Source organism: Janthinobacterium sp. FT14W (assembly GCF_009208755.1).
In the GTDB taxonomy this organism is placed as follows: domain Bacteria; phylum Pseudomonadota; class Gammaproteobacteria; order Burkholderiales; family Burkholderiaceae_D; genus Janthinobacterium; species Janthinobacterium violaceinigrum.
Window position 1 is genome coordinate 40770 of sequence record NZ_WFLL01000033.1, and the last position, 25808, is coordinate 66577.

Here is a 25808-nt window from a genome sequence, read left to right on the forward strand (position 1 = left end):
AGGGAGAAGAGCATGCGTGGCGTGATCCGCCTGAACGACCCCACCAGCCATGGCGGCAAGGTGGTGGGGGCGGCGCCGAACAGCACGGTACTGGGCGTGGCGGTGGCGCGCAAGGGCGATCCTTGCGTCTGCCCGATAAAAGGTCACGTGCGCTGCGTGATCGCCGAGGGCGATCCGCAGGTGCTGATCGATGGCGTGCCCGTTGCCTTCGAGGGACACAAGACCAGCTGCGGCGCCAGCCTGATGTCCACCGTGGGCAACAGCGGGCGTGCTTAGGCCAGGCTCGTGTCGATGGCCGCGCCCAGCTTGTCGACGATCTCGTCGACATGGCTGGCGTCGATGATGTAGGGCGGCGCCAGCAGGATGTGGTCGCCGTGCAGGCCGTCGATGGTGCCGCCCATGGGGTAGCACATCAACCCGCCCTGCATGGCGTGCGCCTTGATGCGCGCGTGCAGGCGGCGGGCGGGGGTGAACGGTTGCTTGCTGGCGCGGTCCTGCACCAGTTCCAGCCCCAGGAACAGGCCGCGTCCGCGGATGTCGCCCACGTGCGCATGGTCGTCGAAGCGCTGGTGCAGCCGCTGTTCCAGCAAGGCGCCCATGGCGCGCACGTTGGCCAATAAATCGCGTTCCTCGATCTGCCGCTGCACGGCGAGGGCGGCGGCGCAGGCCGTGGCGTGGCCGATGTAGGTGTGGCCGTGCTGGAAGAAACCCGTGCCGGCGCGGATCGTGTCGCGGATGTCCTGCGACACCATCACGGCGCCGATGGGCTGGTAGCCGGCGCCCAGGCCCTTGGCGATGCAGATCAGGTCGGCGGTGACGCCTTCCTGCTCGCAGGCGAACAGGCTGCCCGTGCGCCCCATGCCGCACATGACTTCGTCGAGAATCAGGAGGATGCCGTGGCGCTGGCAAATCTCGCGCATGCGCTGGAAGTAGCCGGCGACGGCGGGCAGGGCGCCGGCCGTGGCGCCGACGACGGGTTCGGCGATGAAAGCCATGACCTTGTCCGCGCCCAGTGCGGCGATATGCTCTTCCAGCTCCTGGCCCAGGCGCGCCACGTAGTCGCCAGCCGTTTCATGGGCTGCCTGGTCGCGCCAGGCGTAGCAGGGCGACACATGGGTGACGCCGATCAGCAAGGGCTCGAACTGCTGCCGGCGCCAGGCGTTGCCGCCCGTGGCCAGCGCACCCAGGGTGTTGCCGTGGTAGCTCTGGCGGCGCGCGATGATGTGGCGGCGCTGCGGCTGGCCCCGTTCCACGAAATACTGGCGCGCCATTTTCAGCGCGCTTTCCACGGCTTCCGAGCCGCCCGAGACGAAATACACGCTGTCGATGCCCGCCGGCGCCCGGGCGACGAGGAAATCGGCCAACTGCTCCATCGGCTCGCTGGTGAAGAACGAGCTGTGCGCGTACGCCATCGTGGCAATCTGCTGTTGCACGGCGGCGATCACGGCCGCATCCGCATGGCCCAGGCAGGAGACGGCCGCGCCGCCGCAGGCGTCCAGGTAGCGCTTGCCGTCGGCATCGATCAGGTAGGGACCGTCGCCGCCCGCAGCGACGGGATAGCTGGTACTCAAGCTGCGGTGGAAGACATGGCTCATGGCATCGCTTTCATATCGGCAAGGGGGAGGGCCGATTATAGGATGCGTTACGCTGAAATGCAACGTTTGATGTATTTATTTTTAATTTACATCGTTTGATGTTTTTGCGTAGGCGCCCAGCGCCCGCAGCTGGTTTTCCGCCGCGCCGATGGCTTGCACGGCGTCCGCTCCCGCGCGCGCCACCAGCAATTCCACGAGGCTTTCCACGGCCGCGACGCCGGCCACGATGGAGGGGAAGAACGAGGGGCTGTCGACGGCAATGACGATGCTGGCGTCGGCCTGCAGGGCCAGCGGCGACATGGCGCTGTCGCTGATGGCGACGAGCGGGCAGCCGGCCTGGCGCGCCGCCTGCGCCACCAGCAGCGCTTCGCTCGAATACGGCGCGAAGCTGACGACGACGACGGCTTCGCCCGCCTGCAGGGCGCGCAAGTCCATTTCCAGGGTGCCGCCCTGACCGCTCAGCAGCTGCACGCTGGGGCGCAGCAGCCGGTACAGGTAGTGCAAGGTGTAGGCGATGGGGTGGGCGGCGCGAAAGCCCGCCACGTGCACGCGGGGCGCCGCCTGCAGCAGCTTGGCGGCCCCGTCCAGGGCGGCGTGGTTGGCGCTTTCCGTGGCAGCCAGGTTGCGCTGCTGCGCCGTGAACACTTCGGTGACCAGGTCGCCGTCCTTGCCGGCCAGCGCATCGGCCTTGGCCGCGTAGCCGGCCGGGCCCGCGCGCAGGCGTTCCACGAAGATGGCTTTGAGCTCCGGCCAGCCGGCAAAGCCCAGCTGCTGCGCCAGGCGCACGAGGGCGGCCGACTGCACCTGGGCGCGCGCGGCAATGCTGCGCATCGACGACACGGCCACCTCGTCCGGATGGTCGGCCAGGTAGCGGGCGCCGGCCTGGAATTGCGGGCTCAGTTCCGCATGGCGCGCCTTGATCAGGGCCATCAAGGCCGCATAGGGGTCGTTGGGTGTCGCTGCCTGCATCGCCGTGCCTCGTCTAATGGGTTGCGGCGATGGTACAGGATTCGTCAGCGCGCCGGTAGCGGCAAGCCTTGCGTCCGGGCGGCCGTGCGCGGACGCAGGCGGGCAAACAGGTGCGGTCCGGCCGGTTTGCGGCGCGGTCCCGTCGTCAGCACGCGCAAGGCGGTGGGCAGCGGCACGTCGTGGCAATGCAGGAACAGGGCGGCGGCGCCCGTGCCGGCCATTTCCTGCAAGGCCAGCGCATGCTCGACCAGCGCCGCCGTGCGCATGTCGAGCCGTACCGGGATATCGGGTTGAAATAACTGTGCATCGACGTGCCGTGCATTGTGCATGCTGTCCCCGCCGGGTTCGCTAGTCAAGCTGACAGCATAAAAGCGCGCCGGCGGCGGCACTTTGCGCCAAATCAATTCCTATGTCGGATAGATTCCACAAGGCAAAAAAAACGCCAACCGTTGCCGGCTGGCGCTGAAAACCCTCGAAGGAAGAAAAACTATGAACATCAACGACGTTGCGACGCCTGACAACACCATCACTGCCGCGCAGCCGAATTGGTCAGGCTTTACTGCCAATGCTGAAAACGTTCAGGGCCAGGCGCCGCGCCGAAGACAGCACGCACAGTACGGCAAGGCGCGGCAACAACGCCTGGGGTGTTTTTAGTAGCTCCAGCGTACCGACAGGCCGACAACCTTGTCATAGCGCCGCACATCGCGCACATACTCGGGCGTGTCGTGGTAGTCGCGGTAGGTCGAGTCGAGCAGGTTGTTCGCGTCCAGGGTCACCGTGGTGTTCGGATTGAGCTTGTACGATACCGACGCGTCCAGGGTCTTGGTTGGCGCCACGGTCAGGTGGATGCCCTTGCCGCGGTAGTTGTAGTCGTCGACGTACTTGTCGCGCCAGCTGTAGGCCAGGCGCGCCGACCACGGTCCCTGTTCGTACAGGCCGACGATGTTGGCCGACCACTTCGACATGCCCGTGAACGCATGCACGCCGCCATCGAGTTCTTCCAGCTCGCCCGTCATGTAGGTGGCGTTCGCCTGCAGGCCCAGGCCGCTCATCCAGCCGGGCAGCTTGTCGTAGAACTGCTGGTAGGCCATTTCCACGCCTTGCAGATGGCCCTTCGAGGTGTTGCGGGGACGCGTGATGTCGTACTCGATGCCGCCATACGTTTCCTTGGCCGAACCGGACAGGATGTAGTTCTTGAAGTTGTGGCGGAACACGGTGGCCGTGACGGAGCCCGTCTGCGCGAAATACCATTCCAGCGCCACGTCGAGATTCTTGCCTTCCACGGGTTTCAGGTCGGGGTTGCCGCCGCCGCCCGTCGGGCGCACCATCTCCAGGCTCTGGCCCAGGCTCACGCCGGGGTTGAAGTCGGCGAAGTTGGGGCGCTGCACGGCCTTGCCGGCCGTCATGCGGGCAATCAGGTCCTGGCGCAGCATGGCTTTCAGGGTCATGCTGGGCAGCACGTCCGTATCCGACGTTTTCACCCGCACCGGCGTGATGATGCCGTTTTGCGCGGAGTTGCCCTGCAGGTCCTGCTTGGTCTGCACCACGCGCACGCCGACGGTGCCGTCGACGGGCACCTGCGCCACGTCGAAGCCGATGCGCGCCTTGCCGTAGACGGCATTGGTTTTTTCCACGTCCTTGTAGTGGGTCATCGGATCGTCCGGGCTGCGTTCGCTGCTGCCCGTAAACAGCTGGCGCAGCACGGCCGTGTTGTTGAGCATGAAGTCGCGGCAGGGCGTGAGCCAGCTTTGCAGGCCGAAGTTGCCCGTGTTGCCGTGCGAGGCGCAGGCCAGGCCGGGAATCGCGTCCGCAGTCATGGTCGACGCCAGCCCGCCCTGGCCATTTTTTTCGCGGATCGATTCGGCCTTGCGCTTGGCGATGCGCACGCCGCCCGAAAATTCGCGGAAGAAGCCCGTGCTGTCCATGTCGTACGTGAGGTCGCCGCGCCAGTCGGTCGAGCTGCCTTCGTCGTGGCTGTGGTTGTCGTAGAAGCCCAGCAGGGTGTAGTTCTTCGGGTCCAGCATGTTGTAGCCGGGGTAGCTGATCTGCGCGCCGCCGTTGACATTCGTGCTGCCGATCACGCTGGTCGGATGGGCGAGGAAGTCGAGGATGGGAAATTCGCGCTCGAAGTTGCTGACCGTGCGCGCCAGTTCCGTGGTGGCGCGCAGCTGCGGCGTGATGTCCCAGCGCGCGCCGATGGCGCCCTGCGAACCGATCGAGCGGTCGCGCCGCGCCTGGGTCGAACCGAGCGTGAACGGCGACCAGGGGCCGTCGATCTTGCCCACCGTGGCCGCCTGATTGGTGCCGGGGATCAGGGTGATGTCCGGGTTCTGGCCCCAGGGCAGCGAGCCGACGAAGAACTGGCTGTCGAACGCGTGCTTGATCAGGGTCGACATGCCTTCCGCATACACTTCCACCTGCGAATTCGGGCGCCATTGGAAGGCGGCATTCGCCGCGTAGCGCTTGCGGTCGCCCACGGTGGGGATCATGCCGACGGAATCGGGACCCGTGATATTGCCCGCTTCGGGGCGCTTGACGGGTTCGGCGTTCCAGATCGTCTCGTCATAGTATTTGCTGCGCTGGTAGGACAGGCCGAGCAGGGCGCCGAACTCGCCGTACGGCGTCTTCCAGCGGTTCGACACCATGCCGCTGACGTTCGGGTCGGTCGAGCCGGACTTGTCGCGGTGCTCGGCGCGCACGTTGCCCGATGCCGTGAAGCCCTTGAGGTCGAACGGGCGGTTGGTGCGCACGTCGACCACGCCGGCCGTGCCGCCTTCGACCATGTCGGCGCCCTGCGATTTGTACACGTCCACGCGCTGCAGCATGGCCGTCGGGATGTCGGCCAGGTACAGGCTGCGGCCCACGGAGGTGAACATTTCGCGGCCATTGAGCAGGGTCACCACGCCGGGCAGGCCGCGGATGATGACGGAGCCCGCTTCGCCGCCTTCGCGGCGGATCTGCACGCCCGTCACGCGGCCGAGGATTTCGGCCACGTTCTTGTCGGGGAATTTGCCGATTTCATCGGCGACGATGGAGTCGACCACCTGGTCGTTGTTTTTCTTGATCGTCTGCGCGCTCTGTGCGGCGCGGCGCACGCCCGTGACGGCCACCACGGCGATGCCCGCATTGTCGGCGGCGGCTTCCGGCGCCGCCGCTGCCGGTGCCGTTTCTTCCGCCGGGGGCGCCACGACGGGCGCCTGTTGCGCCCAGACGGAAGCGCTGCTCAGCAAGCCCGCGCTGGCCAGCGCGGCCACCGTGGCCTTCAAGGTCGGCCGCGTGTTTTGCCGGGACGTGCGGGTGCCCGTTGCCATCAATTGCATCATCTTGTCTCCACCTGTATTTTAGTTATGTTGAGAACGTTGCGGCAGTCGCCGCCAGAGCTGAAACTTGCTCAGGAGGCATGGTAGGGGGAATGACTTTGCCCCACAAATGACTTCTTTTGCGATGTCCATATCAATTCCGGTATCCCTGCTGCATCCATGCGCCCTGGCGGCGCACCGCGCGTTTTCGGCGGGCCGCGCGTGCTGCAGGGGAGGTGTCAGGCGGCGTGCGGCGCGGCGCTTTGCGCCAGCCATGCGATGAACTGCGCCTGCGGCATGGGGCGGGCAAAGTAGTAGCCCTGCAATTCGTCGCAGCCGGCGTGGCGCAGCACGTCGGCATCGGCCGCGCTTTCCACGCCCTCGGCGGTGACGCTCAAGCCCAGGGTGTGGCCCAGGCCGACGATGGTCTTCGTCACGGCCAGATTCTGCGGCGAACCGTGGATGTCCTGCACGAAGCTCATGTCGATTTTCAGCTTGTCGAGCGGGAAGCGGCACAGGTAGTTCAGGCTCGAATAGCCGGTGCCGAAATCGTCGATCGACAGCGCAAAGCCCAGCGCCTTGATGGCGTGCAGGGTGGCGATGGTGTCGTCCACATTGTCCATGAGGATCGATTCGGTCAGTTCGAATTCGATCTGTCCCGGCGTGACGGCAAACTCGCGCAGCACCTCGCGCAAGGTGGCTGCCAGGCCGCCGCTTTTCAGCTGGATGGCCGACAGGTTGATCGACACGGCGATGTCGCCCATGCCCGCCTCGCGCCAGGCCACCTGCTGGCGGCACGCTTCGCGGATGACCCATGCGCCGATGGAGACGATCAGGCCCGATTCCTCGGCGGCGGGAATGAAGCTGTCGGGCGCGATCAGGCCGTGCTGCGGATGCTGCCAGCGGATCAGGCTTTCCACGCCATTCAGGCAGCCGCTCCTGGCATCGATGCGCGGCTGGTAATACAGCACCAGTTCCTGCCGCTCGACGGCGTGGCGCAGATCGCTTTCCAGGTGCAGCTGCTGCAATTGCTGTTCCTGCATCTGCGGCGTGAACATGCGCGCATGGTCGCGTCCGCCGCTCTTGGCCTGGTACATGGCCGCATCGGCGTGGCGCATCAGGGTATCCATGTCGTCGCCGTGGTCCGGGTAGATGGCCACGCCCACGCTGCACGAGACATACAGTTCGCTGCCTTCCACCTGGTGCGGCTCGCGCATGGCCGGTATCAGGCGCGCGTCGAGCAGCGCGGCGATGGCTTGCGCGTCGCCGATGCCGTTGAGGATGACGACGAATTCGTCGCCGCCCAGGCGGCTGACGGTATCGCCTTCGCGCACCAGCTGCAGCAGGCGCGCCGACACCGATTGCAGCAGCGCGTCGCCCACATGGTGGCCCAGCGCGTCGTTGACGTGCTTGAAGCGGTCCAGGTCGACGAACAGCACGCCCACCTTTTCGCCGCTGTGGCGCGCCTGCGCAATGGCGGCCGCCAGGCGCAGCTTCGACACGTGGCGGTTCGCCAGGCCCGTCAGCGCATCGTGGTGGGCCATGTGCTCGATCTGCCGCTCGCTGGCCTTGCGTTCGCTGATGTCGAGCGAGCTGGCGATGAAATGCGTGGTCGCGCCATCGAGGTCGCGCACGGCGTTCATCACCAGCCAGGCGGGATAGCTTTCCATCGACTTGCGCTGCACCGAGATTTCGCCCTGCCAGTAGCCGCGCCGCGCCAGGGTCCGGCGCAGGCTGTCGAGCTGCTCGGGGCTGTTGTCCGGCGCCAGCAGGAAGCCCGGGCGCTTGCCGATCAGCTCCACCAGGTCGTACAGCGCGTGGCGGCGGAAGGCCTGGTTGACGGTGATGATGCGCATGTCGGCATCCATCACGATCAGGCTTTCGGCCGATGCCTCGAAGACCTTGGCCCACAGTTCCAGGCGCGATTCCATCAGCTTCATCTTGTTGATCGGCGTGAAGGTCGACAGCACGGCGCGCTGGCCCTGGTAGTCGATCAGGCGCGCCGATATCAGGGCCCAGGTGGGCGTGCCGCCACCGCTCCAGCACACCTCGAATTCGTCGACGGCGCCCAGGTCGCTCAAGCGCTGGAAGAAGCGCGAGCGGGCCTGCGGACTCATGCCGCCCACCCACGGGTCGCGTTCCAGGCTGCCCTGCCACGCATGCGCGGCCTGGTTCGCGTGCAGCACCTGGTGGCGGGGGATCGAGGTGACCATCAGCGGGATGGGAATGGCGTCGACCAGTTGGCGCTGTGCATCGGCCGCGCTGGCGCGCGCCACCAGGTCCTGCTGCGCCATGCGCTGGAAGTCGAGCTGCTGCAGCATGGTGTTGAAGGCGCTGACCAGGCGTCCCGTCTCGTCCTCGCTGTCCCAGATGGCGCGCAGGCTGTGGTCGCCCGTTGCGCGCACTTCCTGCGCCACGCGCGCCAGTCGGCGGATGGGCAGGGCGATCTGCCGCGCGACGAAAAACACCAGGCCCAGTATCATCGCCAGCAGCAGCACGGCCGTGCCCAGGTGCAGCCACATGCGCGTGAAAAAGCCGTCCACGCGCAGCTGGATCAGGCGGTGCAATTCGCCTTCCGCCGCGCCCCACGCGCGCTGCAGGGCCGCGATGGCCGCCGCGTCGTGCCTGGCCAGCGCCGCGCTGGCGTCCGCACGGGCTGGCCCGCCTGCCAGCGCCTGGGTGCTGGCGCGAAACTGCGCCACGGCTTGCTGCAGGGCCGCGCGCGAGCCGTCCAGGTGCTGGCGCAGCAGCGGCGTGCTGGCCGCGAACGCCTCCGTGTAGTCGCTGCCGATGCCGCCCATGGTGGCGTCCATGCGGCCTTCCAGGATCAGGAACTGGGTCTGCAGGCGCTGACGCTGCGCGCCTTCGGCCGTCGCCAGCTGCAGCGCCAGGCCGCGCGTGCTGTTGATCACTTCGAGCAGCTCGGGAAAGCGCAGGATCACCAGCGACATGGTGTAGTAGCTGTCCAGGTCCGGGTCGAGGATCAGGTTGGACTGGTTGCCCACGCGCGTGAGCAGTTCGCGTCCCGCCACAAAGGCGGGCGAGGGCGCCATGCCGCCGTGCACGGCGGGCGTGCCGCCGGCCTGGCGCAGCAGGGCGGAAAATTCCCCGCTCAGTTCCGCGCTGCGCATGCCCGTGCCGAACTGGCGCTCGGCCTGTTCGATGGCGGCGGCCGACGGGGCCGCATCGGCGTGTTCGCGCGTCAGGGGCAGCAGCGCGTCGCGGATCGCGGCAATGTAGGCGTTGCCCGCCATCTCCTTGCGCGAGAAATCGATGGCGAGGTATTTTTCGTTGATGAGGATGCCGGAAATGAAGATCACGGCAGAAAGATCGAGCAGATAGATCAGCGCCAGTTTGCGCCCTACCGTCAATTTTCCGATCATGCGCGAGATTCTGCCCACCATGCGTGCACCACCTTCTCGTCAGCCAAGTTTGTGTTTTCTTATGAGCAATTTCCATGCCCGAATTTACAAGCTTGCAAGGTGGATATCGGCAGTGCTTGCACCATGCGGGTGCGCGATTGCTCCCGGCGCGCGCCAATAAAAAGGGCGGCCCGCAGGCCGCCCTCGCATGCCGTCAGGCTGCGCTTACGCTTCGGCGACGCGCTTGGCGATGTGCGCCAGCGCTTCTTCCACCTGGTCGATCAGGATCAGGCACAGGTCGCCGTCGTTCAGGCGTGCCAGGGCCTTGTCGATGGCGACGAATTCGCCGTTGATTTCATCGATATGGCTGGTGCGCTTGGCGCCGTCCAGGCCCTGGCGCAGCAGCGCCACGACTTCGCCGTCGGCGCGGCCGCGCTGGCACTGGTCCTGGTACAGCAGCACGTCGTCGAAGGCGGCGCCGAGGATTTCCGTCTGCTGGCGGATGTCTTCGTCGCGGCGGTCGCCGGCGCCGCTGATGACCACCGAACGGCGCTTGGCCGGCATGCTTTCCACGGCTTGCACCAGCGCCAGGATGGCGTCCGGATTGTGGCCGTAGTCGGCGATCAGCGTGGCTCCACGATAATCGAAGACGTTGAAGCGGCCAGGCGCATTGTCGGCTTCATTGGCAAAGGTTTTCAGGCCCAGCGCGATGGTTTTCCAGTCCAGGCCCACGGCCCAGGCGGCAGCCAGCGAGGCCATGACGTTGTCGACCTGGAAGCCGATGGCGCCGTTGCGCGTGATCGGCACCTGCGACAGGGCGATTTCGTGGCGTTCCGCGCCCTGTGCCGCGACCAGCTTGCCGTCTTCCACGTACACCACGCGGTTGCCCTGGGCGCGGTGCGTGGCCATCACGGGATGCGTCTTGTCGGCAGCGAAGAAGGTCACGGTGCCGTTGCAGTTCTTTGCCATGCGCGCGACGGCGGGGTCGGTGGCGTTCAGCACGGCCACGCCGCTGTCGGCCACGTTCTGCACGATCACGCGTTTCAGTACCGCCAGGTCTTCCACGGTGGTGATGTAGTTCAGGCCCAGGTGGTCGCCCGCGCCGATGTTGGTCACCACGGCGACCTGGCAGCGGTCGAAGGCCAGGCCTTCGCGCAGCATGCCGCCGCGCGCCGTCTCGAACACGGCCGCGTCGACGTCGGGGTGCAGCAGCACGTTGCGCGCGCTGCGCGGGCCGCTGCAGTCGCCGCTGTCGATCTGGCGCCCTTCGATGTACACGCCATCCGTATTCGTCATGCCCGTGCGCAGGCCGGAAGCCGTCAGCAGGTGGGCGATCAGGCGCACGGTGGTGGTCTTGCCGTTCGTGCCCGTGACGGCGACGACGGGAATGCGGCCGTCGTCGCCCTCGGCGAACATGGCGGCGATGATGGCTTCGCCCACGGGACGCGGCTTGCCGAACGACGGCGCCAGGTGCATGCGCAGGCCCGGCGCGGCGTTCACTTCCACGATGCCGGCGTTCTGTTCTTCCAGCGGTTTCAGGATGCTGTCGGACACCACGTCCACGCCGCAGATGTCCAGGCCCACCATGTGCGCGGCGGCGACGGCGCGCGCCGCCACTTCCGGGTGCACGTCGACGGTGACATCGGTGGCCGAGCCGCCCGTCGACAGGTTGGCGTTATTGCGCAAGATCACGCGCTGGCCCACGGGCGGCACGGATTCGGCCACGTAGCCCTGCTTGGCCAGGCTGGCCAGGGCGATGTCGTCGAAGCGGATCTTCGTCAGCGAGGTGGCGTGGCCGCTGCCGCGGCGCGGGTCCAGGTTGACCTGGTCGACCAGTTCGCGCACCGTGTGCTGGCCGTCGCCCACCACTTGCGGCGGGTCGCGGCGGGCCGCTGCCACCATCTTGTTGCCGATGACGAGCAGGCGGAAATCGTGGCCCGGCAGGTAGCGTTCGACGAGGATATCGTCGCGGAATTCCTGCGCCGCGATGAAGCCGGCCGTCAGCTGTTCGCGCGTGGTGACATTGACGGTGACGCCCTTGCCCTGGTTGCCGTCCTTCGGCTTGACGACGACGGGCAGGCCGATCTCGCAGGCGGCGGCCCAGGCGTCGTCCACATCGATGGCGACGCGGCCTTGCGGCACGGGCACGCCGGCCGAATCGAGCAGTTTTTTCGTCAGTTCCTTGTCTTGCGCGATGGCTTCGGCAATGGCGCTGGTGCCGTCCATTTCGGCGGCCTGGATCTTGCGCTGCTTGCTGCCCCAGCCGAACGTCACCAGGCTGCCTTCGGTCAGGCGGCGGAACGGAATGTTGCGGGCCACGGCGGCGTTGACGATGGCGCCCGTCGATGGACCGAGGCGCACGTCCTCATCGAGTTCCTGCAACTGGTGCAGGGCGCCGGCCAGGTCGAACGGCGCATCGTCCAGCGCGGCGCGGCACAGCTGCTGCGCCAGTTCCAGGGCCAGGCGGCCCACGGCTTCTTCCGAGTATTCGACGACGACCTGGAAGATGCCCGTTTCCAGGGTCGGCGTGGTGCGGCTGAAGGTGACCGGGCAGCCGGCTTGCGCCTGCAGGCCCAGCGCCGCCAGTTCCAGCACCTGCGCCATCGGCGCCGCGTTGTAGTTGCCCAGCGGTTGCAGCGGGCTCAGTTGCGGGAAGAGCGCGCGCAGGCGGGCTTCGAAGCCGGGCAGCTGGGCGATGTCGAGTTCCTGCGTGGTACAGGAAACAATGGCTTCCACGGCGGTGTCGTGGCTCCAGAGGTTAGGGCCCCGCAAGGCCCGTACGCGAGATACTTCCATAATTAAACCGTAATCCTGTTGTGTTCTTGTGGGCCCGGCCGAAGCCGGGCTTTTACGTCAAATTAAACCGTAGCGAGCGGATGGGATTTGTGGCCGGGAAGCGGAGCTGTGCGGATGCACAGTGAGCATCGGAGGCCGCAAATCGCGACGCGCAGTAGGTTTGGTTTGACGTCTCTGGTTTTCAGTTCCCGATGCAGCCGGGGGCCGCGTCGAAGGTGCGCAGGCCGGCGCAAATCAGATCGACGGGCAGGTTCAGGGCCCAGGCGGCGGCCGCCACGGCCAGCACGCTGTCGACATTGCCGGCCGTGGCCGGTTTCAGCAGGTCCAGGCACAGCAGGACCGTCTCGATGCCGCCTTCGGCCAGCACGATGTGGTTGCCGCGCACGAATACGGCGCGCTGGCCTTTCGACAGCTGTTCCGCGATGGCGGCCAGGCTGCCATCCTGCGCGTACAGCGTCACGCTGCCGTCGCACAGTTCGGCCAGTTCCAGCACGTGCGCGTTGGCGGCGTTCAGCACGGCCACGCCCGTCGGCACCACCACGTCGACCTGGCTGCGCACGGCCTTGTACAGGCCCGCTTCGTCCAGCACGTCGAACTCCTTGACGCTATCGAGGCCGCCCATGTCCGTGACGACGCCGATCTGGCATTTGTCGTAGGCCAGGCCTTCGGCCAGGATCATGCGCGGATTGCTCTCGAACAGGGCCGTCTGCACGGTGCGGTTGAGCAGCAGGCGCTGGCCCGCATCCCAGTTCACGCAATCGCTGCTGACGACGCGGCGCTGGTCCAGATACATGCCTTCGCTGCAGACGGCGCCCGTGTGCAGGCCCGACAAATTGAGCAGCTTGCACAGCATGCGCACGATCAGGCTGGCGCCGCGCGTGCCCGTCACGCCGATCAGCGGAATGCGGCCCGTTTCCTCGGGCGCGAACAGGTGGTCGACGATGGCCGCGCCGACAGGGCGGGGCTGGCCCACGCCAGGCTTGATGTGCGCCAGCAGGCCGGGGCTGGCATTGACTTCGATGATGGCGCCGCGCTGCTCTTCCAGCGGGCGCGTGATGTCCTTCGTCACCAGGTCGATGCCGGCGATATCCAGGCCAACGACCCTGGCGGCCAGCAGGGCCGCATGCGCGACGGATGGATGCACGTCGTCCGTGACGTCGATGGCCACGTTGCCGTTCGGCTGGATCAGCACTTTCTGGCCCGCCTGCGGCACGGACAGGGCGGTCATGCCCTGGCGCTGCAGTTCGAGCACGATCTCGCCCGATTCGTGCGGCTTGACGGTGCCCAGCGGGAAGTCTTCGCCTTCGCCGCGGCGCGGGTCGGTATTGATCTGCGCGTTCACCAGTTCCAGCACGGTGGAGACGCCGTCGCCGTCGACCCACAGCGACTCGCCCTTGGCGGCCGCGATCAGCTTGTTGCCGACCACGAGCAGGCGGTGCTCGTCGCCCGTGATGAAGCTTTCCACCAGCACGGCCGAGCTGTCGCCCTTGCGCGCGGCCAGTTCGTAGGCTGCCTTGACGTCGCTTTCCGTCACCAGGTTCAGCGACACGCCGCGGCCATGGTTGCCGTCATACGGCTTGACGACGACGGGCACGCCGATGTCCTGCGCTTCTTCCCAGGCCGCTTCGGCGCTGCGCACCAGGCTGCCTTCGGGCACGCGCACGCCGCACGACTTGAGCAGGAACTTGGTCAGGTCCTTGTCGCTGGCGATGCCTTCGGCAATCGCGCTGGTGCGGTCCGTTTCGGCCGTCCAGATGCGGCGCTGCGCGGCGCCATGGCCCAGTTGCACCAGGTTGCCGTCGTTCAGGCGCAGGGAAGGGATGCGGCGCTCGGTGGCGGCATCGACGATGCTGGCCGTGCTCGGGCCCAGGCAGCGCGCGTCGACCATGTCGCGCAGGGGCGCCAGGGCCGCTTCCAGGTCGTAGGCTTCATCGTTGATGGCGGCCATCAGCAGTTCGCGCGCGGCGGCCAGGGCGGCGCGGCCGACCTGTTCTTCCCGCGTGCGGAAGGCCATCTTGTAGACGCCGCGCTGGCTGGTCGAGCGCGTCTGGCCGAAGCCCGTGCGCATGCCTGCCAGGTTTTGCAGTTCCAGCACCACGTGCTCGAGGATGTGGGCCGACCACGTGCCTTCGCGCAGGCGCTCGAAAAAGCCGCCCCGTTCGCCTACGCCGCAGCGGTGCTCGATCATGCCGGGCAGCCACGCCACCAGGCGCTCATACAGGCCGGGCAGGGTGTTCGATGGGTAATCTTCCAGTTCGCCGATGTCGACCCAGGCTTCAATCACCGGGCGGTAAGTCCAGATGTTGGGGCCGCGCAAGTGGGTGACGCGGGCAAATTCGATGTTCTTCTTCTTGATCATGTAAGTGGTTTCTTGATAACAAGCCAGGCGTCTGGGCGCCAGATACTTTATGTTGGCTCTACAGAGTCTTTTCAGGCTCGTGCTTGGTTCTTTATCCCGGGTATGCGCAGTGTGCCACTTTTAGCGGTCTCTTGTCGCGTTTGCTTCTCGTATTCTGCTGGTGTTGTCATTCTAATTGTTACTAATTGTTGCCTTACTTGTTATAAAGATACCGACTCTGCTTAAAGCTGGAGCATTTGCGCAACAGCGGGCTGTTGTATACTTGCCCATGTACCGGGCCCCCGTTGCAAAAGCGCCGCGCCTGCCTGGCACTTGCTGCGACGGACGCTTATTTTTTTGCGCCGTTTGGCCATCATTCCTTACCGGCAGGCATCCATTCGATACAATACAGGAAATTGCCACTGGTGCATCTACCTCGCATCGCGCAGTACACAAACATTGATCGGGCGTCTGCCCCATCCCCCAAATCCCGCCCTGAAGGGCTTGGCCTCGAGCCGGAGTATGCTTTACGATGACAACTGAACTGAGTGTTCCTGCAACAACTATTCCCCTCACCTCGCTGCCGGCGACCGTGCCAGAAACCTGGCAGGTGGAAGTGGAGAGCAACCTTTCTCCAGGGGAGAACGTTTTAAGTAGCGTTGAGGTTGACCTCGATGCGCGATTACGTTTCACAAAAGGCATAATAGTTGTCACCGAGAAGCGTTTGCTGGCCCGTTCCCCGGGCGATACGGCCTGGAAAAGCTGGTCTTTCCGCCCTGGACTGCGCCTCACGCACCACGACCATGCGGGCGTGGGGCACCTGGAACTGTTCGACGACCACGGCCGCCTGGCGTCGTGGCGTTTTACTTTGGGCCAGAACCTGCACGCGATCCGCGTGCTGGAGCAATTCGTCGAACGCCTCGACAGCCACCTGACGGGCCAGCCCGTGCTGGAAGCGGAGCAGGAAGTGTGTCCCAGCTGCAAGGCCCCGCTGGAGCCGGAGCAGGAAGAATGCCCGATCTGCGCCAAGGTGCTGCACACGCCGCCATCGACCTGGACCCTGTTCCGCCTGTGGCGCTTCGCCCATCCCTACCGTGGCCAGCTGGCCCTGGGCTTCCTGCTGATGCTGCTGAGCACTGCCGCGCACATGATTCCCCCGTACCTGACGGCGCCGCTGATGGACAATGTGCTGATTCCATATCAGAACGGCAAGCATATCGACCCATGGCTGGTGGTGTACTACATGAGCGGTTTGCTGGGGTCGGCCCTGCTGGCCTGGCTGCTGGGCTGGGGCAAGACCTATGTGCTGGCCCTCGTGTCCGAACGCATGGGCGCCGACCTGCGCTCGGCCACGTATGAACACCTGATGAAACTGTCGCTGGAATTTTTCGGCGGCAAGCGCACGGGCGACCTGATGGCGCGCATCGGCAGCGGCAGCGACCGCATCTGCGTCTTCCTCTCGCTGCATCTGCTCGATTTCGCGTCCGACGTGCTGATGATCATCATGACGGGCGTCATCCTGTGGTCGATGAACCCGTGGCTGGCCATCATGACCCTGGCGCCATTGCCCTTCATCGCCTGGATGATCCACCTGGTGCGCGACCGTTTGCGCACGGGCTTTGAAAAGATCGACCGCGTGTGGAGCGAAGTGACCAACGTGCTGGCCGATACCATCCCCGGCATCCGCGTGGTCAAGGCGTTTGCGCAGGAAAAACGCGAAGCGGTCCGCTTCCGCGACGCCAACGCGCACAACCTGGCCGTCAACGACAAATTGAACAAGGTCTGGTCGCTGTTCTCGCCCACCGTTTCGTTCCTGACGGAGATGGGTTTATTGGTCATCTGGTGCTTCGGCATCTGGCAGCTGTCGCGCGGCGAAATCACCGTCGGCGTGCTGACCGCCTTCATCGCCTACAGCACGCGCTTCTATGGCCGCCTCGACTCGATGAGCCGCATCGTCTCCGTGACGCAGAAATCGGCGTCCGCCGCCAAGCGCATCTTCGACATCCTCGACCACGTGTCGAGCGTGCCGGAGCCGGCGCAACCGGTCAAGCTGGAGAAGGTCGAAGGCCGCATCGACCTGCGCGAAGTCGGTTTCCGCTACGGCAACCGGGCCGTCAACCGCGGCATCACCCTGAACATCAAGGCGGGCGAGATGATCGGCCTGGTGGGCCACAGCGGTTCGGGCAAGAGCACCCTGGTCAACCTGATCTGCCGTTTCTACGACGTCTCGGAAGGGGCGATTTTGCTCGACGGCGTGGATATCCGCTCGTTCGCCGTCTCCGACTACCGCCGCAACATCGGCCTGGTGCTGCAGGAGCCCTTCCTGTTCTTCGGCACCATCGCGGAAAATATCGCCTACGGCAAGCCGCACGCGACACGCCAGGACATCATCGCCGCCGCGCGCGCCGCGCATGCGCACGAATTCATCCTGCGCCTGCCGCAAGGCTACGATTCGATGGTGGGCGAGCGTGGCCAGGGCCTGTCCGGCGGCGAACGCCAGCGCATCTCGATCGCCCGCGCGCTGCTGATCGATCCGCGCATCCTGATCATGGATGAGGCGACATCGTCGGTGGACTCGGAAACGGAGAAGGAAATCCAGAAGGCGCTGGACAATCTGGTGCAGGGCCGCACGACGATCGCCATCGCGCACCGCCTGTCGACCCTGCACCGGGCCGACCGCCTGGTGGTGCTGGACCGGGGCCAGGTCGTCGAAGTGGGCAGCCACGATGAGCTGATGGCGAAGGAGGGCGCCTATTTCCGCCTCTACGAAGCACAGGCGCGCAATAACGAACTCGCCCTGGATGACAAGGAATAAGCATGGCCAGCACAACTTTTACATTACACCGCGACACCTTCGGCAAGCTGGTGATGACGGACGCGGACGGCCAGGTCTTTGAAGGCGTGGCGCCCGTGCGCGCCTTTCCCATCCAGTCGCCCAGCGAAGGCATTTCGCTGGTGCTGGGCAATGGCAAGGAAGTGGCGTGGATCGACCGCGTCGACGCCTTGCCGGAGCCGGCGCGCAGCCTGCTGCAGGAAGAGCTGGAAGGGCGCGAATTCATGCCCGAAATCGCGCGCGTGAAAAGCGTCAGCAGTTTCGCCACGCCATGCACCTGGTACGTCGACACGGACCGGGGCGAGACGCAGTTCGTGCTGAAGGGCGAGGAAGACATCCGCCGCATCGGCGCCGCGTCGCTCTTGATTGCCGATAACCACGGCATTCACTTCCTGATCCGCGACATGTTCAATATCGACAAGACGACGCGCAAGATTTTGGATCGTTTCCTGTAGGCGTCGGACATGCCCGAAAGCCGCTGCCTGCAGCGGCTTTTTTTTCGCCTGCCGGACATGAAAAAAGCCGCATAAAAATGCGGCTTTCGAGGGCAGTGCCGGCAGCCCGTTTCAGGCTGCCGGCAATTGCGTGAGATTACATGAACTTGTAGCCTGCGCCGATGTAGAAGTAGCGGCCGCGCACGTTGTACAGCTGGGCAAAGCCCAGGGTGCCGTACTGGTTGCCTGCGCCCATGATGCTAAACGGCGGCATTTTGTCGAACAGGTTCTTGATGCCGGCCGTGAAGGTCAGGTTTTTCATCGCCACGTACTGGCCCGTCAGATCCACTTCGGTGTGCGAAGGAATGGTGCGGGTGCCAGGCTTGATTTCGTCGCGGCGCAAGTCCGAGTCGATCATGTCGCCCGTCGTGCGGACGACCAGGGAGCCGGACATATTGTCTTTTTCCAGGCTGGCCGTGAACGTGTTGCGGTACTTCGGATTCATGAATGTCTTCAGCGTGCTTTGCACCGGATCGGTTTCCGTATCCTGCGTTTCCATGCGGGTGTAGATGGTGGACGCATTGCGGATCGTGAATTTGCCGAACATGGTTTGCGGCGAAGTGTAGCGCAGGTCCGTATCGAAACCGCGCACTTCGGTGGTGGCCAGGTTCTGGTTGTTCAGCAGGATGCGGGCGTCGCCGTTCTTGATTTCGACGTTGCCGCGCTCGATGGCCTTCAGTTCCGACAGGGTGCCGATTTCGTTCTTCTTGTCGATCTTGAAGTAGTCGATGCTGACCGTCAGCGAGTTCACTGGCGAGAACACCATGCCCAGGTTGTAGGTCTTGCCCGTTTCCGGTTTCAAGTCCTTGTTGGAGCCGGAGACCTGGTAGTAGGAGAAGTTGGTGCAGTTACCCGCGATCGAAGGGAATGCATTGCAGACTTGCTTGTCGTTCGTCGTGTAGGCGCCCGCATCGACGCCGCCGAACATCTGTTTCAGCGATGGCGCCAGGTAGCTGCCCGCATACGAGCCGCGGAACATCAGGTTGTTCAGAGGCTGGTAGCGCAAGGCCAGTTTCGGGCTGGTCTTGCTGCCGACATTCGAGATGTCGTCATAGCGCAGGGCTACTTGCGCTTCGACGTCTTTCAGGAATGGAATCGACAGTTCGCCGAAGATGCCCTTGGAATTGCGGTCTGCCTTGACGGCCGCTTGCTGGATGCTGCCGAAGACCACGCCATCGATCTGGTTCTGGTCGGGCTGGTCGCTCAGCGTTTCCTTGTTGTACGACACACCGACGGCGTAAGCCATCGCGCCGCCGGCCAGGTCCATGATCGGCGCGGAAGCCTTGGCATTGAAGAAGGTCAGTTCCGACTTGCCGGCGCGCGTAGGCGTCAGGCGGATCTTGTCGACGGCCGCCTGCGGGTTGTCGGTGCGGGTCGGATCGATCGAGCCATTCTCGATTGCTTCGTTGAACAGGTCGTAGTGCGCGTAGTTCGAATCGCGGTTGGTGGCCTTGCTCACGCCCTTGCCGATGGCCACATCCCAGTCGATGCCGCGCGTCGTGCCTTCCAGGCCCGTCGAGAACTGGGTCATCGTGCCCTTGCGGTTGGTCTTGCGCGGACCCATTTGCATGAAGCGACCGGCAACAGTCTTGCCGTTGACCTGGAAATTGCCCGGCGCGGCCTGGGATTCGAAGTCATCCTTGCTTTCGGAGTACGTAAATTCCGCAAACGCGCGGATGCTGTCGCTGATTTTCAGGCTGCCGATCAGCATGCCGCTGGCGCGGTCGGCGCCATTGGTCGACGTCAGCAAGGTCTTGTTGACGTCGAAACGGCAGGAGCCGGCGCTCAGATCGCTTGGTGGGCATGGCACCAGGGTGCCGCCGCCGGCGATATTGCCGCTAGGATGGAAGCCGCTGCGGCCATCGGGGCCGCCAAAACGGCGGAAGTCGGCCGAACTGGTCAGGTCGCGGTCCTTGCGGTAGATCGGATCGCGCTTGAACACGTCGACCGTGGCCAGCACGTTGAAGCCCTGGTTGTCATAGTCGCCAAAACCGTACACGAGGTTGGCAGTCTTTTCCTTGGCATCCGAGCGCGAACTCTGGCCATAGCTGGTTTTTGCTTCCAGGCCTTGGTAGTTCTTTTTGGTGATGAAGTTCATCACGCCGGCCACCGCATCGGCGCCATAAATGGCCGAACCGCCGTCCTTCAGGATTTCAATGCGTTCCAGCGCGCTCAGCGGGATGGCGTTGACGTCGACCGCGGCGCCCGCGCCCGAACCGTCTGCCAGCGCATTGGTCGGCAGGCGACGACCGTTCAACAGGATCAGCACGTTGCGTTCGCTCAAGCCGCGCATCTTGATGTTGGTGGTGCCGGAGCCGGATGGGGAGCTGGCGCTCAGTTCGCCCTGATCGTTGATGTCGATGGAGGCCAGGTTGCGCACCAGTTCGGCGACGCTGGTGGCGCCCGTGCGCTCGATGTCCTTCTTGCTATAAATTTCCACTGGCGCGGCGGTCTCGGCATCCACGCGCTTGATGGCGGAGCCGGTCACGACCACGCGCTGCAGCTTCTCCTCGCCAGCCTTGGCTTCCTGTGCCTGGGCTGCCTGGTGCATGAAACCGGCACCCATCATCAAGGTGCCTGCGAACATCATGCGCAAGGATTTGCTCAATTTCTTTTCAATCATTGTCTATCCTCCAACTAGGAAATTTTAGTTTCCTTAGGGTTTTATTTAGCTATTTGAAATTTTTTTCAAAATTACCATGTTTGCAAATTTAATAGATTAAATTTGCAATTCATCAGACCATTTTTTGATCTTGGCTGTCAAGAACTGCCGGAAATTTGTACATGCATATGGCAGTGCCAAGAATGGAAAGCGATGAATTTTATTTGTGACGAGCAGGAAAGTGTTAAATTCCAATTGTTAAATAAATTAAATTTTCCATTTGGAAAAAATGTCGTTGAAAGTTCGGTGTTTGCGAGGTGCCTGTCTAGACAGCTGTTGTTTTTTTGTGACGATATGGACGTCCGATACGGTGGCGCGAACGGCGTTGCCGGCGCAGGGCGGCGGGCAAAAAAAAGCCGCCCGGCAAGGGCGGCTGGCGTGGCGCATGGCTGGCGTTACTGGAACGCCACCTCGGCAAAGCTGCGCAATTTCCGGCTGTGCAAGCGGTCCACGCCCTGGCGCCGCAGCAGTTCCACGGCGCGGATGCCGATGCGCAGATGCTGGTCGACCCGCTCGCGGTAGAAATGGTTGGCCATGCCGGGCAGCTTGATTTCGCCGTGCAGGGGCTTGTCGCTCACGCACAGCAGGGTGCCGTAGGGGACGCGGAAGCGGAAGCCGTTGGCGGCGATCGTCGCGCTTTCCATGTCCAGCGCGATGGCGCGGCTCTGGCTGAAACGGCGCTCGGGCGTGCGCTGCGGCAGCAGTTCCCAGTTGCGGTTGTCCGTGCTGGCCACCGTCCCCGTGCGCATGATGTGCTTTAAATCATGCCCCGTCAGCTGGGTGATTTCCGCCACGGCCGTCTGCAGCGCCTGCTGGATTTCCGCCAGCGGCGGGATCGGCACCCACAGCGGCAAGTCTTCGTCGAGCACATGGTCTTCGCGCACGTACGCATGCGCCAGCACGTAGTCGCCCAGGCTTTGCGTGGTGCGCAAGCCCGCGCAGTGGCCCAGCATCAGCCACGCATGCGGGCGCAGCACGGCGATATGGTCGGTGATGGTCTTCGCGTTGGCGGGGCCCACGCCGATATTGACCATGGTGATGCCGCTGCCGTCCGCGCGCAGCAGGTGATACGCGGGCATCTGCGGCAGGCGCGGCGGCGCGGCGCCCAGCGCATCCTCGCTTTCCACCGTCTGGCCGACCCTGCGCGTGACGACGTTGCCCGGTTCGACGAAAGCCACGTAGCCGTCGTCGTCCGAGGGCGCTGCCGCATCGGGCGCGCGGTCCATCAGGGCGTGGCCCAGGCGGATGAATTCGTCGATATAGAACTGGTAATTGGTGAACAGGACGAAGTTCTGGAAGTGCTGCGGCGAGGTGCCGCTGTAGTGGCGCAGGCGCTGCAGGGAATAATCCACGCGCGGCCCCGTAAACAGCGACAGCGGCTGCGCTTCGCCGTGCGCCGGTTCGTGCGTGCCGTTGGCGATGCCGTCGTCCATGGCCGACAGGTCGGGCAGGTCGAACAGGTCGCGCATGGCCAGGCGGCGGCCCGCATCCATATTGCCTTCGATATGGTCATGCTCGGCGAACGAGAAATGCACGGGGATGGGCTGGGCGCTCACGCCCACTTCCAGCAGCACTTTCTGGCCGCTGTTATGGTTTTTCAGCAGCAGGGTGAACTGGTCGAGATAATAGTCGCCAAACAGGTCGGGACGCGTCAGGGTGGTTTCAAACACGCCGGGGCCGGCGACAAAGCCGTAGGCCAGCGGCGAGTCGGCGCGCGCCACGGTGTCCGTCTGGATGCGCACGAAAGGATAGCAGGCGCGCACTCTTTCGTGCATGTCTTCGCCGGCGACAAAGCGCTGCAGCGCATCGCGCAAGTGTTCGATGCTGCCGCGGTAGATGGCTTGCACTTGTTCCAATGCCAGGCGCGGATCGTCGAAGCGGGAGGAGGCGATGAAGGGGGGCGTAAGCAAGCGGATTCTCCTTGGAGGTGTCGTGCGTACCATTGTAAGGCAGCGCCGCTTCTTCTGTCGGCTCTTGTTGCGCCCGCCAGGAGGCGTGCCCAGGCGCTTGACGGATTCAAATAGAATCTGTATTCTATTTGAATGGTCAGACTAGCCAAATTCAACGAAAACAACTTCATCGACAGCGCGATCGCCGTCGCCGCCCAGTGCGGCGTGGCCGCCGTGTCGATGGCCGCCATCGCCGTCAAGGCCGGTGCGCCCATCGGCTCCGTGTATCACCGCTTCGATTCGCGCAACGCCATCCTGGCGCGCGCCTGGCTGCGCGTGAAAAGCGATTTCCGCGAGGAGGTGGCCAGCCGCTGGCTGGGCGGCGATACCTGGGCCGGCGTGCACGGCTTGCTGGACTGGTGCCGGCGCAAGCCCGTGTACGCGCGCTTCCTGCTGCAATGCGCGGACAGTCCCGATTTCAACGGTGGCCTCAGCGAGGAGCTGGCCGCTGCCGTGGAAGAGGAGCAGGCGGCGCTCGACGCCTGCTTCGTGCGCTGCGCCGAAGCCATGCCTGCCGCCACGGAGCCGGACCTCGATCACATGCTGCTCAAATTCGTGCTGATCGACGCTCCCGTGGCCGTCGTCAAGCCTTACCTGACCCAGGAGCGGCCGATACCGGCCAGCGTCGACGCCATGCTGCGCGCCGCGCACGACGCCGTGCGCGGCTGGGCTGCCCACGCCACATCACACTAACCAAAAAGAAAACCATGCGCTATTCCACCCAGCTTGAACACGGCAAGAAAATCCCCCTGCACGACGAAGAAGGTTTCATCGGCATGCGCGCGGCCGGCCGCATCGCCGCCGACACGCTCGACTACATCACGCCCTTCGTCAAACCCGGTGTCTCGACGGCCAAGCTCGACGCCCTGTGCGAAGAGTTCATGCGCGCCGCCGGCGCCATCCCCGGCACCATCGATTACCACGGCTACAAGCACGCCAGCTGCATCTCCGTCAACCACGTGGTCACGCACGGTATTCCGTCGGAGACCAAGATCCTGAAAGTGGGCGACATCCTCAACATCGACGTGACGCCGAAGTTCAACGGCTGGTTCGGCGACACCAGCCGCACCTTCAAGGTGGGCGCCGTGTCCATCCTGGCCAACCGCCTCGTCAACACGGCGTATGACGCCATGATGGCCGGCATCCACACCGTGCGCCCGGGCGCCACCCTGGGCGACGTGGGCGCCGCCATCGAGGCGGTGGCCAAGGCGCAGGGCTTTTCCTCCGTGCGCGATTTCTGCGGCCACGGCGTGGGCCAGGTCTTCCACGACACGCCGCAGGTGCTGCACTACGGCCGCGCCGGCACGGGCATCGTGCTGGAGCCGGGCATGATTTTTACGATTGAACCGATGCTCAACGTGGGCAGCTACCAGGTCAAGGTCTTGCCGGACAAATGGACCACGGTGACGAAAGACCGCTCGCTGTCGGCGCAGTTCGAACACTCGCTGGCCGTGACGGAAACGGGCTTTGAAATCTTCACCCTGACCGGCTTGCCGGACCCGCTGGTCTAGCCATGGATGCGGCGCGCCGGCAGCAGCTCACCGATATCGTCGCCGCGAAAGCGGGCGTGGATGCGGCATGCGCGGCGCGCCACCTGGCGCTGCACGCATACGAGGTGGCGGCCGCCTTGCGCGGCATCGACGCCGAGCGCTACACGCTCACGCAACGCCTGCTGATCAAGCACGGGCGCGATCCGGAAGACGCGCTGCAGCACGTGGCGCTGGCCGTGCTGCAGCATGAGGATATCCGCAGCGACAGCGTGCTGCGCCTCGAGCGCATCGCGGCCCTGGCGCCGCCCGTCGCCTGCGCGGTGACCCTGGCCGAGTGGCTGGCCTATGTGGACTGGGAAGGCTTCGACAGCGCCCTGCATGCGAATGTGGCGGCGGTGGCGGCGCTGCTCGCCGGCGAGCTGCAGCTGCCTGATGCCGGCGCCAACCTGCTGCAGGTGCGCGACGAAGCCGTGTTCGAGGCGCAGCGCCCAGCGCTGGCGCTGGCGGCGCTGGCGTACATCGAGCGCCACATTACGCAGTTTCCCTGAGGTCCGGCGCTTTGCCGGCGTCAGCCCAGGTCTTACAATAGGGGCAAGCACTGTTGCCCCATTTTGAAGACTTCCGCATGAGCGATTTTCCCGACGATATCTACACCGAGCCGTCCGCCGACGTGCACACCCTGAACAACCTGGGCCCCCTGACCGGCATGGCCGGCATCTGGACGGGCACGCGGGGCCTGGACGTCAAGCCGAAAGCGGACGGCCCGCGCAAGCAGGCGTTTGTCGAGCGCATCGAGCTGCAGCCGATCGACCCCGTCACCAACGGCCCGCAGCTGTTCTACGGCTTGCGCTACTACATCCACATCACCAAGCCGGATCAGGTCAAAACGTATCATGAGCAGGTGGGCTACTGGCTGTGGGAGCCGGCCACGGGCGCCGTGATCCAGACCCTGGCCATCCCGCGCGGCCAGATCGCCATGGCGTCCGGCACGGCGACGGCGGACGCCACCAGTTTCGAGCTGGTGGCCAAGCGCGATTCGACGGCCTACGGCATCTGCTCGAACCCCTTCCTCGAACATGCGTTCACCACCGTCGAGTACCGCATCAAGGTCGATATCCACGCGGACGGCACCTGGGGCTATGACGAGGACACGGTCATGCTGATCCGCGGCAAGGACGAACCGTTCCACCACACGGACCGCAACCTGCTGACGAAGGTGGGCGAGCCGACGCCGAATCCGATGGCGCTGCAGGCGCTGGCGGCCGCGGCGGCGTAACGACCAGCGGCGGCGGCCCTGGCCGCCGTTTCGCCGGGGCGCCTGAAAAATCGAGTTTGTCTCAGGTAGCGATCAAGGCTGTCCCTGCGCGACGGCCTTGACCGCGCGCTCCTCGCCCATGGCGGCGGCGATCTTCCAGCGCTGCATGGCGCTGGCGCGGTCCGGGCGTTTCAAGCCCGCGCCTTCCCAGTCCATCAGTCCCAGGTTGTAGATGTCGCCCGCGCTGCCCTTGTCGGCGGCCAGGGTGAACCATTTGCGCGCTTCCTTGTGGTTGACGGGGATCTGGTAGCCGCGCACGTTGTACAGGCCCAATAAGTGCATGGCTTGCGCATTGCCCTTGTTCGCGGCCTGTTTCAGCAGGTCCAGGCCGCGCGCCATGTTGCGCGGCTCCTGCCAGCCTTCGGCCAGCATCACGCCTTTCGCCGCCAGCGCGTAGCTGTCGCCCTTCACCAGGCCCTTGCCGACCAGGGGCTTGGCGGCCGCCTGGCGCGCTTGCCGCTGCTGCGCCGTGGGCGCCGTGGCGGGGCCGCCCTGGCCTTCGCCCATCAGCAGCATCCAGCCATACAGGCCATACGCGCCGGCGTCGCCCTTGCCGACCAGGCTTTCCAGCATGGCCAGCGCCTGTACCTTGTCGCCATTTTCATACAGCTTGACGGCTTTGGCGCTGCTCGCGTCCGGCGGCACGGCGGCCGGCGCATGGGGCGTCACGGGCGCCGACGCCATGGCGGCCTGCGGCGGCGCAGCA

The 25808-nt window shown here is 65.0% G+C and carries 18 protein-coding genes; 8 read left to right on the forward strand and 10 right to left on the reverse strand.

Features of this window, described 5'->3' with window-relative positions; genetic code table 11:
• The first annotated feature begins 12 nt into the window (after window positions 1–12).
• Complete coding sequence (locus GCN74_RS20350) at window positions 13–276, forward strand: PAAR domain-containing protein (RefSeq protein ID WP_152258353.1); 264 nt, start codon at window positions 13–15, stop codon at window positions 274–276.
• Here the strand turns inward: GCN74_RS20350 and GCN74_RS20355 are convergent.
• The 3 genes from GCN74_RS20355 to GCN74_RS20365 all read right to left on the reverse strand — a co-directional run bounded on the left by GCN74_RS20355 (window position 273) and on the right by GCN74_RS20365 (window position 2893).
• Window positions 273–1595, reverse strand: a complete 1323-nt coding sequence (locus GCN74_RS20355; protein WP_152258354.1) for an aspartate aminotransferase family protein — start codon at window positions 1593–1595, stop codon at window positions 273–275. The genes GCN74_RS20350 and GCN74_RS20355 overlap by 4 nt on opposite strands.
• An 81-nt stretch (window positions 1596–1676) precedes the next feature.
• Window positions 1677–2564, reverse strand: coding sequence for a MurR/RpiR family transcriptional regulator (locus GCN74_RS20360; protein WP_152258355.1), 888 nt, complete (start codon window positions 2562–2564; stop codon window positions 1677–1679).
• Between the two features lie 44 nt (window positions 2565–2608).
• Window positions 2609–2893: a hypothetical protein gene (locus GCN74_RS20365; RefSeq protein ID WP_152258356.1), complete on the reverse strand. Its 285-nt coding sequence runs from the start codon at window positions 2891–2893 to the stop codon at window positions 2609–2611.
• Window positions 2894–3053: 160 nt separating this feature from the next.
• Here GCN74_RS20365 and GCN74_RS28845 point away from each other — a divergent pair, with 160 nt between their 5' ends.
• The gene (locus GCN74_RS28845; RefSeq protein ID WP_193317174.1) at window positions 3054–3218 is read left to right on the forward strand and encodes a hypothetical protein; all 165 of its coding nucleotides are present in this window, start codon (window positions 3054–3056) and stop codon (window positions 3216–3218) included.
• Here GCN74_RS28845 and GCN74_RS20370 read toward each other — a convergent pair.
• The 4 genes from GCN74_RS20370 to cphA (GCN74_RS20385) all read right to left on the reverse strand — a co-directional run bounded on the left by GCN74_RS20370 (window position 3215) and on the right by cphA (GCN74_RS20385) (window position 14380).
• Complete coding sequence (locus tag GCN74_RS20370) at window positions 3215–5887, reverse strand: TonB-dependent receptor (RefSeq protein WP_226939132.1); 2673 nt, start codon at window positions 5885–5887, stop codon at window positions 3215–3217. The two genes, GCN74_RS28845 and GCN74_RS20370, sit on opposite strands and share 4 nt — an antisense overlap.
• A gap of 215 nt (window positions 5888–6102) precedes the next feature.
• Window positions 6103–9246, reverse strand: coding sequence for an EAL domain-containing protein (locus GCN74_RS20375; RefSeq protein ID WP_226939133.1), 3144 nt, complete (start codon window positions 9244–9246; stop codon window positions 6103–6105).
• A 204-nt stretch (window positions 9247–9450) separates the two neighbouring features.
• Entirely contained in the window at window positions 9451–12021 is a 2571-nt protein-coding gene (cphA, locus tag GCN74_RS20380; RefSeq protein WP_152258358.1) for a cyanophycin synthetase, read from the reverse strand.
• Between the two features lie 181 nt (window positions 12022–12202).
• A complete protein-coding gene (gene cphA, locus GCN74_RS20385) occupies window positions 12203–14380 on the reverse strand; it encodes a cyanophycin synthetase (RefSeq protein ID WP_152258359.1) in 2178 nt (725 codons plus the stop codon).
• A gap of 511 nt (window positions 14381–14891) precedes the next feature.
• On the opposite strand from cphA (GCN74_RS20385), the gene GCN74_RS20390 reads away from it, so the two are divergent.
• Both GCN74_RS20390 and GCN74_RS20395 read left to right on the forward strand, forming a co-directional pair.
• Complete coding sequence (locus GCN74_RS20390) at window positions 14892–17174, forward strand: ABC transporter ATP-binding protein (RefSeq protein WP_226939134.1); 2283 nt, start codon at window positions 14892–14894, stop codon at window positions 17172–17174.
• 2 nt (window positions 17175–17176) lie between these two features.
• Window positions 17177–17647: a DUF1854 domain-containing protein gene (locus GCN74_RS20395; protein ID WP_152258360.1), complete on the forward strand. Its 471-nt coding sequence runs from the start codon at window positions 17177–17179 to the stop codon at window positions 17645–17647.
• 136 nt (window positions 17648–17783) lie between these two features.
• On the opposite strand, the gene GCN74_RS20400 is transcribed toward GCN74_RS20395, so the two are convergent.
• The gene (locus tag GCN74_RS20400; RefSeq protein ID WP_152258361.1) at window positions 17784–20309 is read right to left on the reverse strand and encodes a TonB-dependent receptor; all 2526 of its coding nucleotides are present in this window, start codon (window positions 20307–20309) and stop codon (window positions 17784–17786) included.
• Between the two features lie 434 nt (window positions 20310–20743).
• The gene (locus GCN74_RS20405) at window positions 20744–22291 is read right to left on the reverse strand and encodes an AMP nucleosidase (RefSeq protein WP_152258362.1); all 1548 of its coding nucleotides are present in this window, start codon (window positions 22289–22291) and stop codon (window positions 20744–20746) included.
• Window positions 22292–22390: 99 nt separating this feature from the next.
• On the opposite strand from GCN74_RS20405, the gene GCN74_RS20410 reads away from it, so the two are divergent.
• The 4 genes from GCN74_RS20410 (at window position 22391) to GCN74_RS20425 (ending at window position 25063) form a co-directional block, all read left to right on the forward strand.
• Complete coding sequence (locus tag GCN74_RS20410) at window positions 22391–22990, forward strand: TetR/AcrR family transcriptional regulator (RefSeq protein ID WP_152258363.1); 600 nt, start codon at window positions 22391–22393, stop codon at window positions 22988–22990.
• A gap of 14 nt (window positions 22991–23004) precedes the next feature.
• Window positions 23005–23808 carry a type I methionyl aminopeptidase gene (gene map, locus GCN74_RS20415; protein WP_092795458.1) on the forward strand — a complete coding sequence of 268 codons (804 nt, stop codon included), beginning with the start codon at window positions 23005–23007 and terminating at the stop codon, window positions 23806–23808.
• A 2-nt stretch (window positions 23809–23810) separates the two neighbouring features.
• Window positions 23811–24335 (forward strand): hypothetical protein, encoded by a 525-nt coding sequence (locus GCN74_RS20420; RefSeq protein WP_152258364.1) that lies wholly within the window; start codon window positions 23811–23813, stop codon window positions 24333–24335.
• A gap of 77 nt (window positions 24336–24412) precedes the next feature.
• Complete coding sequence (locus GCN74_RS20425) at window positions 24413–25063, forward strand: FABP family protein (RefSeq protein ID WP_152258365.1); 651 nt, start codon at window positions 24413–24415, stop codon at window positions 25061–25063.
• Between the two features lie 72 nt (window positions 25064–25135).
• Here the strand turns inward: GCN74_RS20425 and GCN74_RS20430 are convergent.
• Window positions 25136–25808, reverse strand: a 673-nt coding sequence (locus GCN74_RS20430; RefSeq protein WP_193317175.1) for a tetratricopeptide repeat protein, incomplete at its 5' end; no start/stop codon positions are given.

What these genes read in the sequence shown, in the direction of transcription:
- GCN74_RS20350 (WP_152258353.1), top strand. Translation starts at nt 13, where the DNA reads ATGCGTGGCGTGATCCGCCTGAACGACCCCACCAGCCATGGCGGCAAG.
- GCN74_RS20355 (WP_152258354.1), bottom strand. Translation starts at nt 1,595, where the DNA reads ATGAGCCATGTCTTCCACCGCAGCTTGAGTACCAGCTATCCCGTCGCT.
- GCN74_RS20360 (WP_152258355.1), bottom strand. Translation starts at nt 2,564, where the DNA reads ATGCAGGCAGCGACACCCAACGACCCCTATGCGGCCTTGATGGCCCTG.
- GCN74_RS20365 (WP_152258356.1), bottom strand. Translation starts at nt 2,893, where the DNA reads ATGCACAATGCACGGCACGTCGATGCACAGTTATTTCAACCCGATATC.
- GCN74_RS28845 (WP_193317174.1), top strand. Translation starts at nt 3,054, where the DNA reads ATGAACATCAACGACGTTGCGACGCCTGACAACACCATCACTGCCGCG.
- GCN74_RS20370 (WP_226939132.1), bottom strand. Translation starts at nt 5,887, where the DNA reads ATGATGCAATTGATGGCAACGGGCACCCGCACGTCCCGGCAAAACACG.
- GCN74_RS20375 (WP_226939133.1), bottom strand. Translation starts at nt 9,246, where the DNA reads ATGATCGGAAAATTGACGGTAGGGCGCAAACTGGCGCTGATCTATCTG.
- cphA (WP_152258358.1), bottom strand. Translation starts at nt 12,021, where the DNA reads ATGGAAGTATCTCGCGTACGGGCCTTGCGGGGCCCTAACCTCTGGAGC.
- cphA (WP_152258359.1), bottom strand. Translation starts at nt 14,380, where the DNA reads ATGATCAAGAAGAAGAACATCGAATTTGCCCGCGTCACCCACTTGCGC.
- GCN74_RS20390 (WP_226939134.1), top strand. Translation starts at nt 14,892, where the DNA reads ATGACAACTGAACTGAGTGTTCCTGCAACAACTATTCCCCTCACCTCG.
- GCN74_RS20395 (WP_152258360.1), top strand. Translation starts at nt 17,177, where the DNA reads ATGGCCAGCACAACTTTTACATTACACCGCGACACCTTCGGCAAGCTG.
- GCN74_RS20400 (WP_152258361.1), bottom strand. Translation starts at nt 20,309, where the DNA reads ATGATTGAAAAGAAATTGAGCAAATCCTTGCGCATGATGTTCGCAGGC.
- GCN74_RS20405 (WP_152258362.1), bottom strand. Translation starts at nt 22,291, where the DNA reads ATGGTACGCACGACACCTCCAAGGAGAATCCGCTTGCTTACGCCCCCC.
- GCN74_RS20410 (WP_152258363.1), top strand. Translation starts at nt 22,391, where the DNA reads ATGGTCAGACTAGCCAAATTCAACGAAAACAACTTCATCGACAGCGCG.
- map (WP_092795458.1), top strand. Translation starts at nt 23,005, where the DNA reads ATGCGCTATTCCACCCAGCTTGAACACGGCAAGAAAATCCCCCTGCAC.
- GCN74_RS20420 (WP_152258364.1), top strand. Translation starts at nt 23,811, where the DNA reads ATGGATGCGGCGCGCCGGCAGCAGCTCACCGATATCGTCGCCGCGAAA.
- GCN74_RS20425 (WP_152258365.1), top strand. Translation starts at nt 24,413, where the DNA reads ATGAGCGATTTTCCCGACGATATCTACACCGAGCCGTCCGCCGACGTG.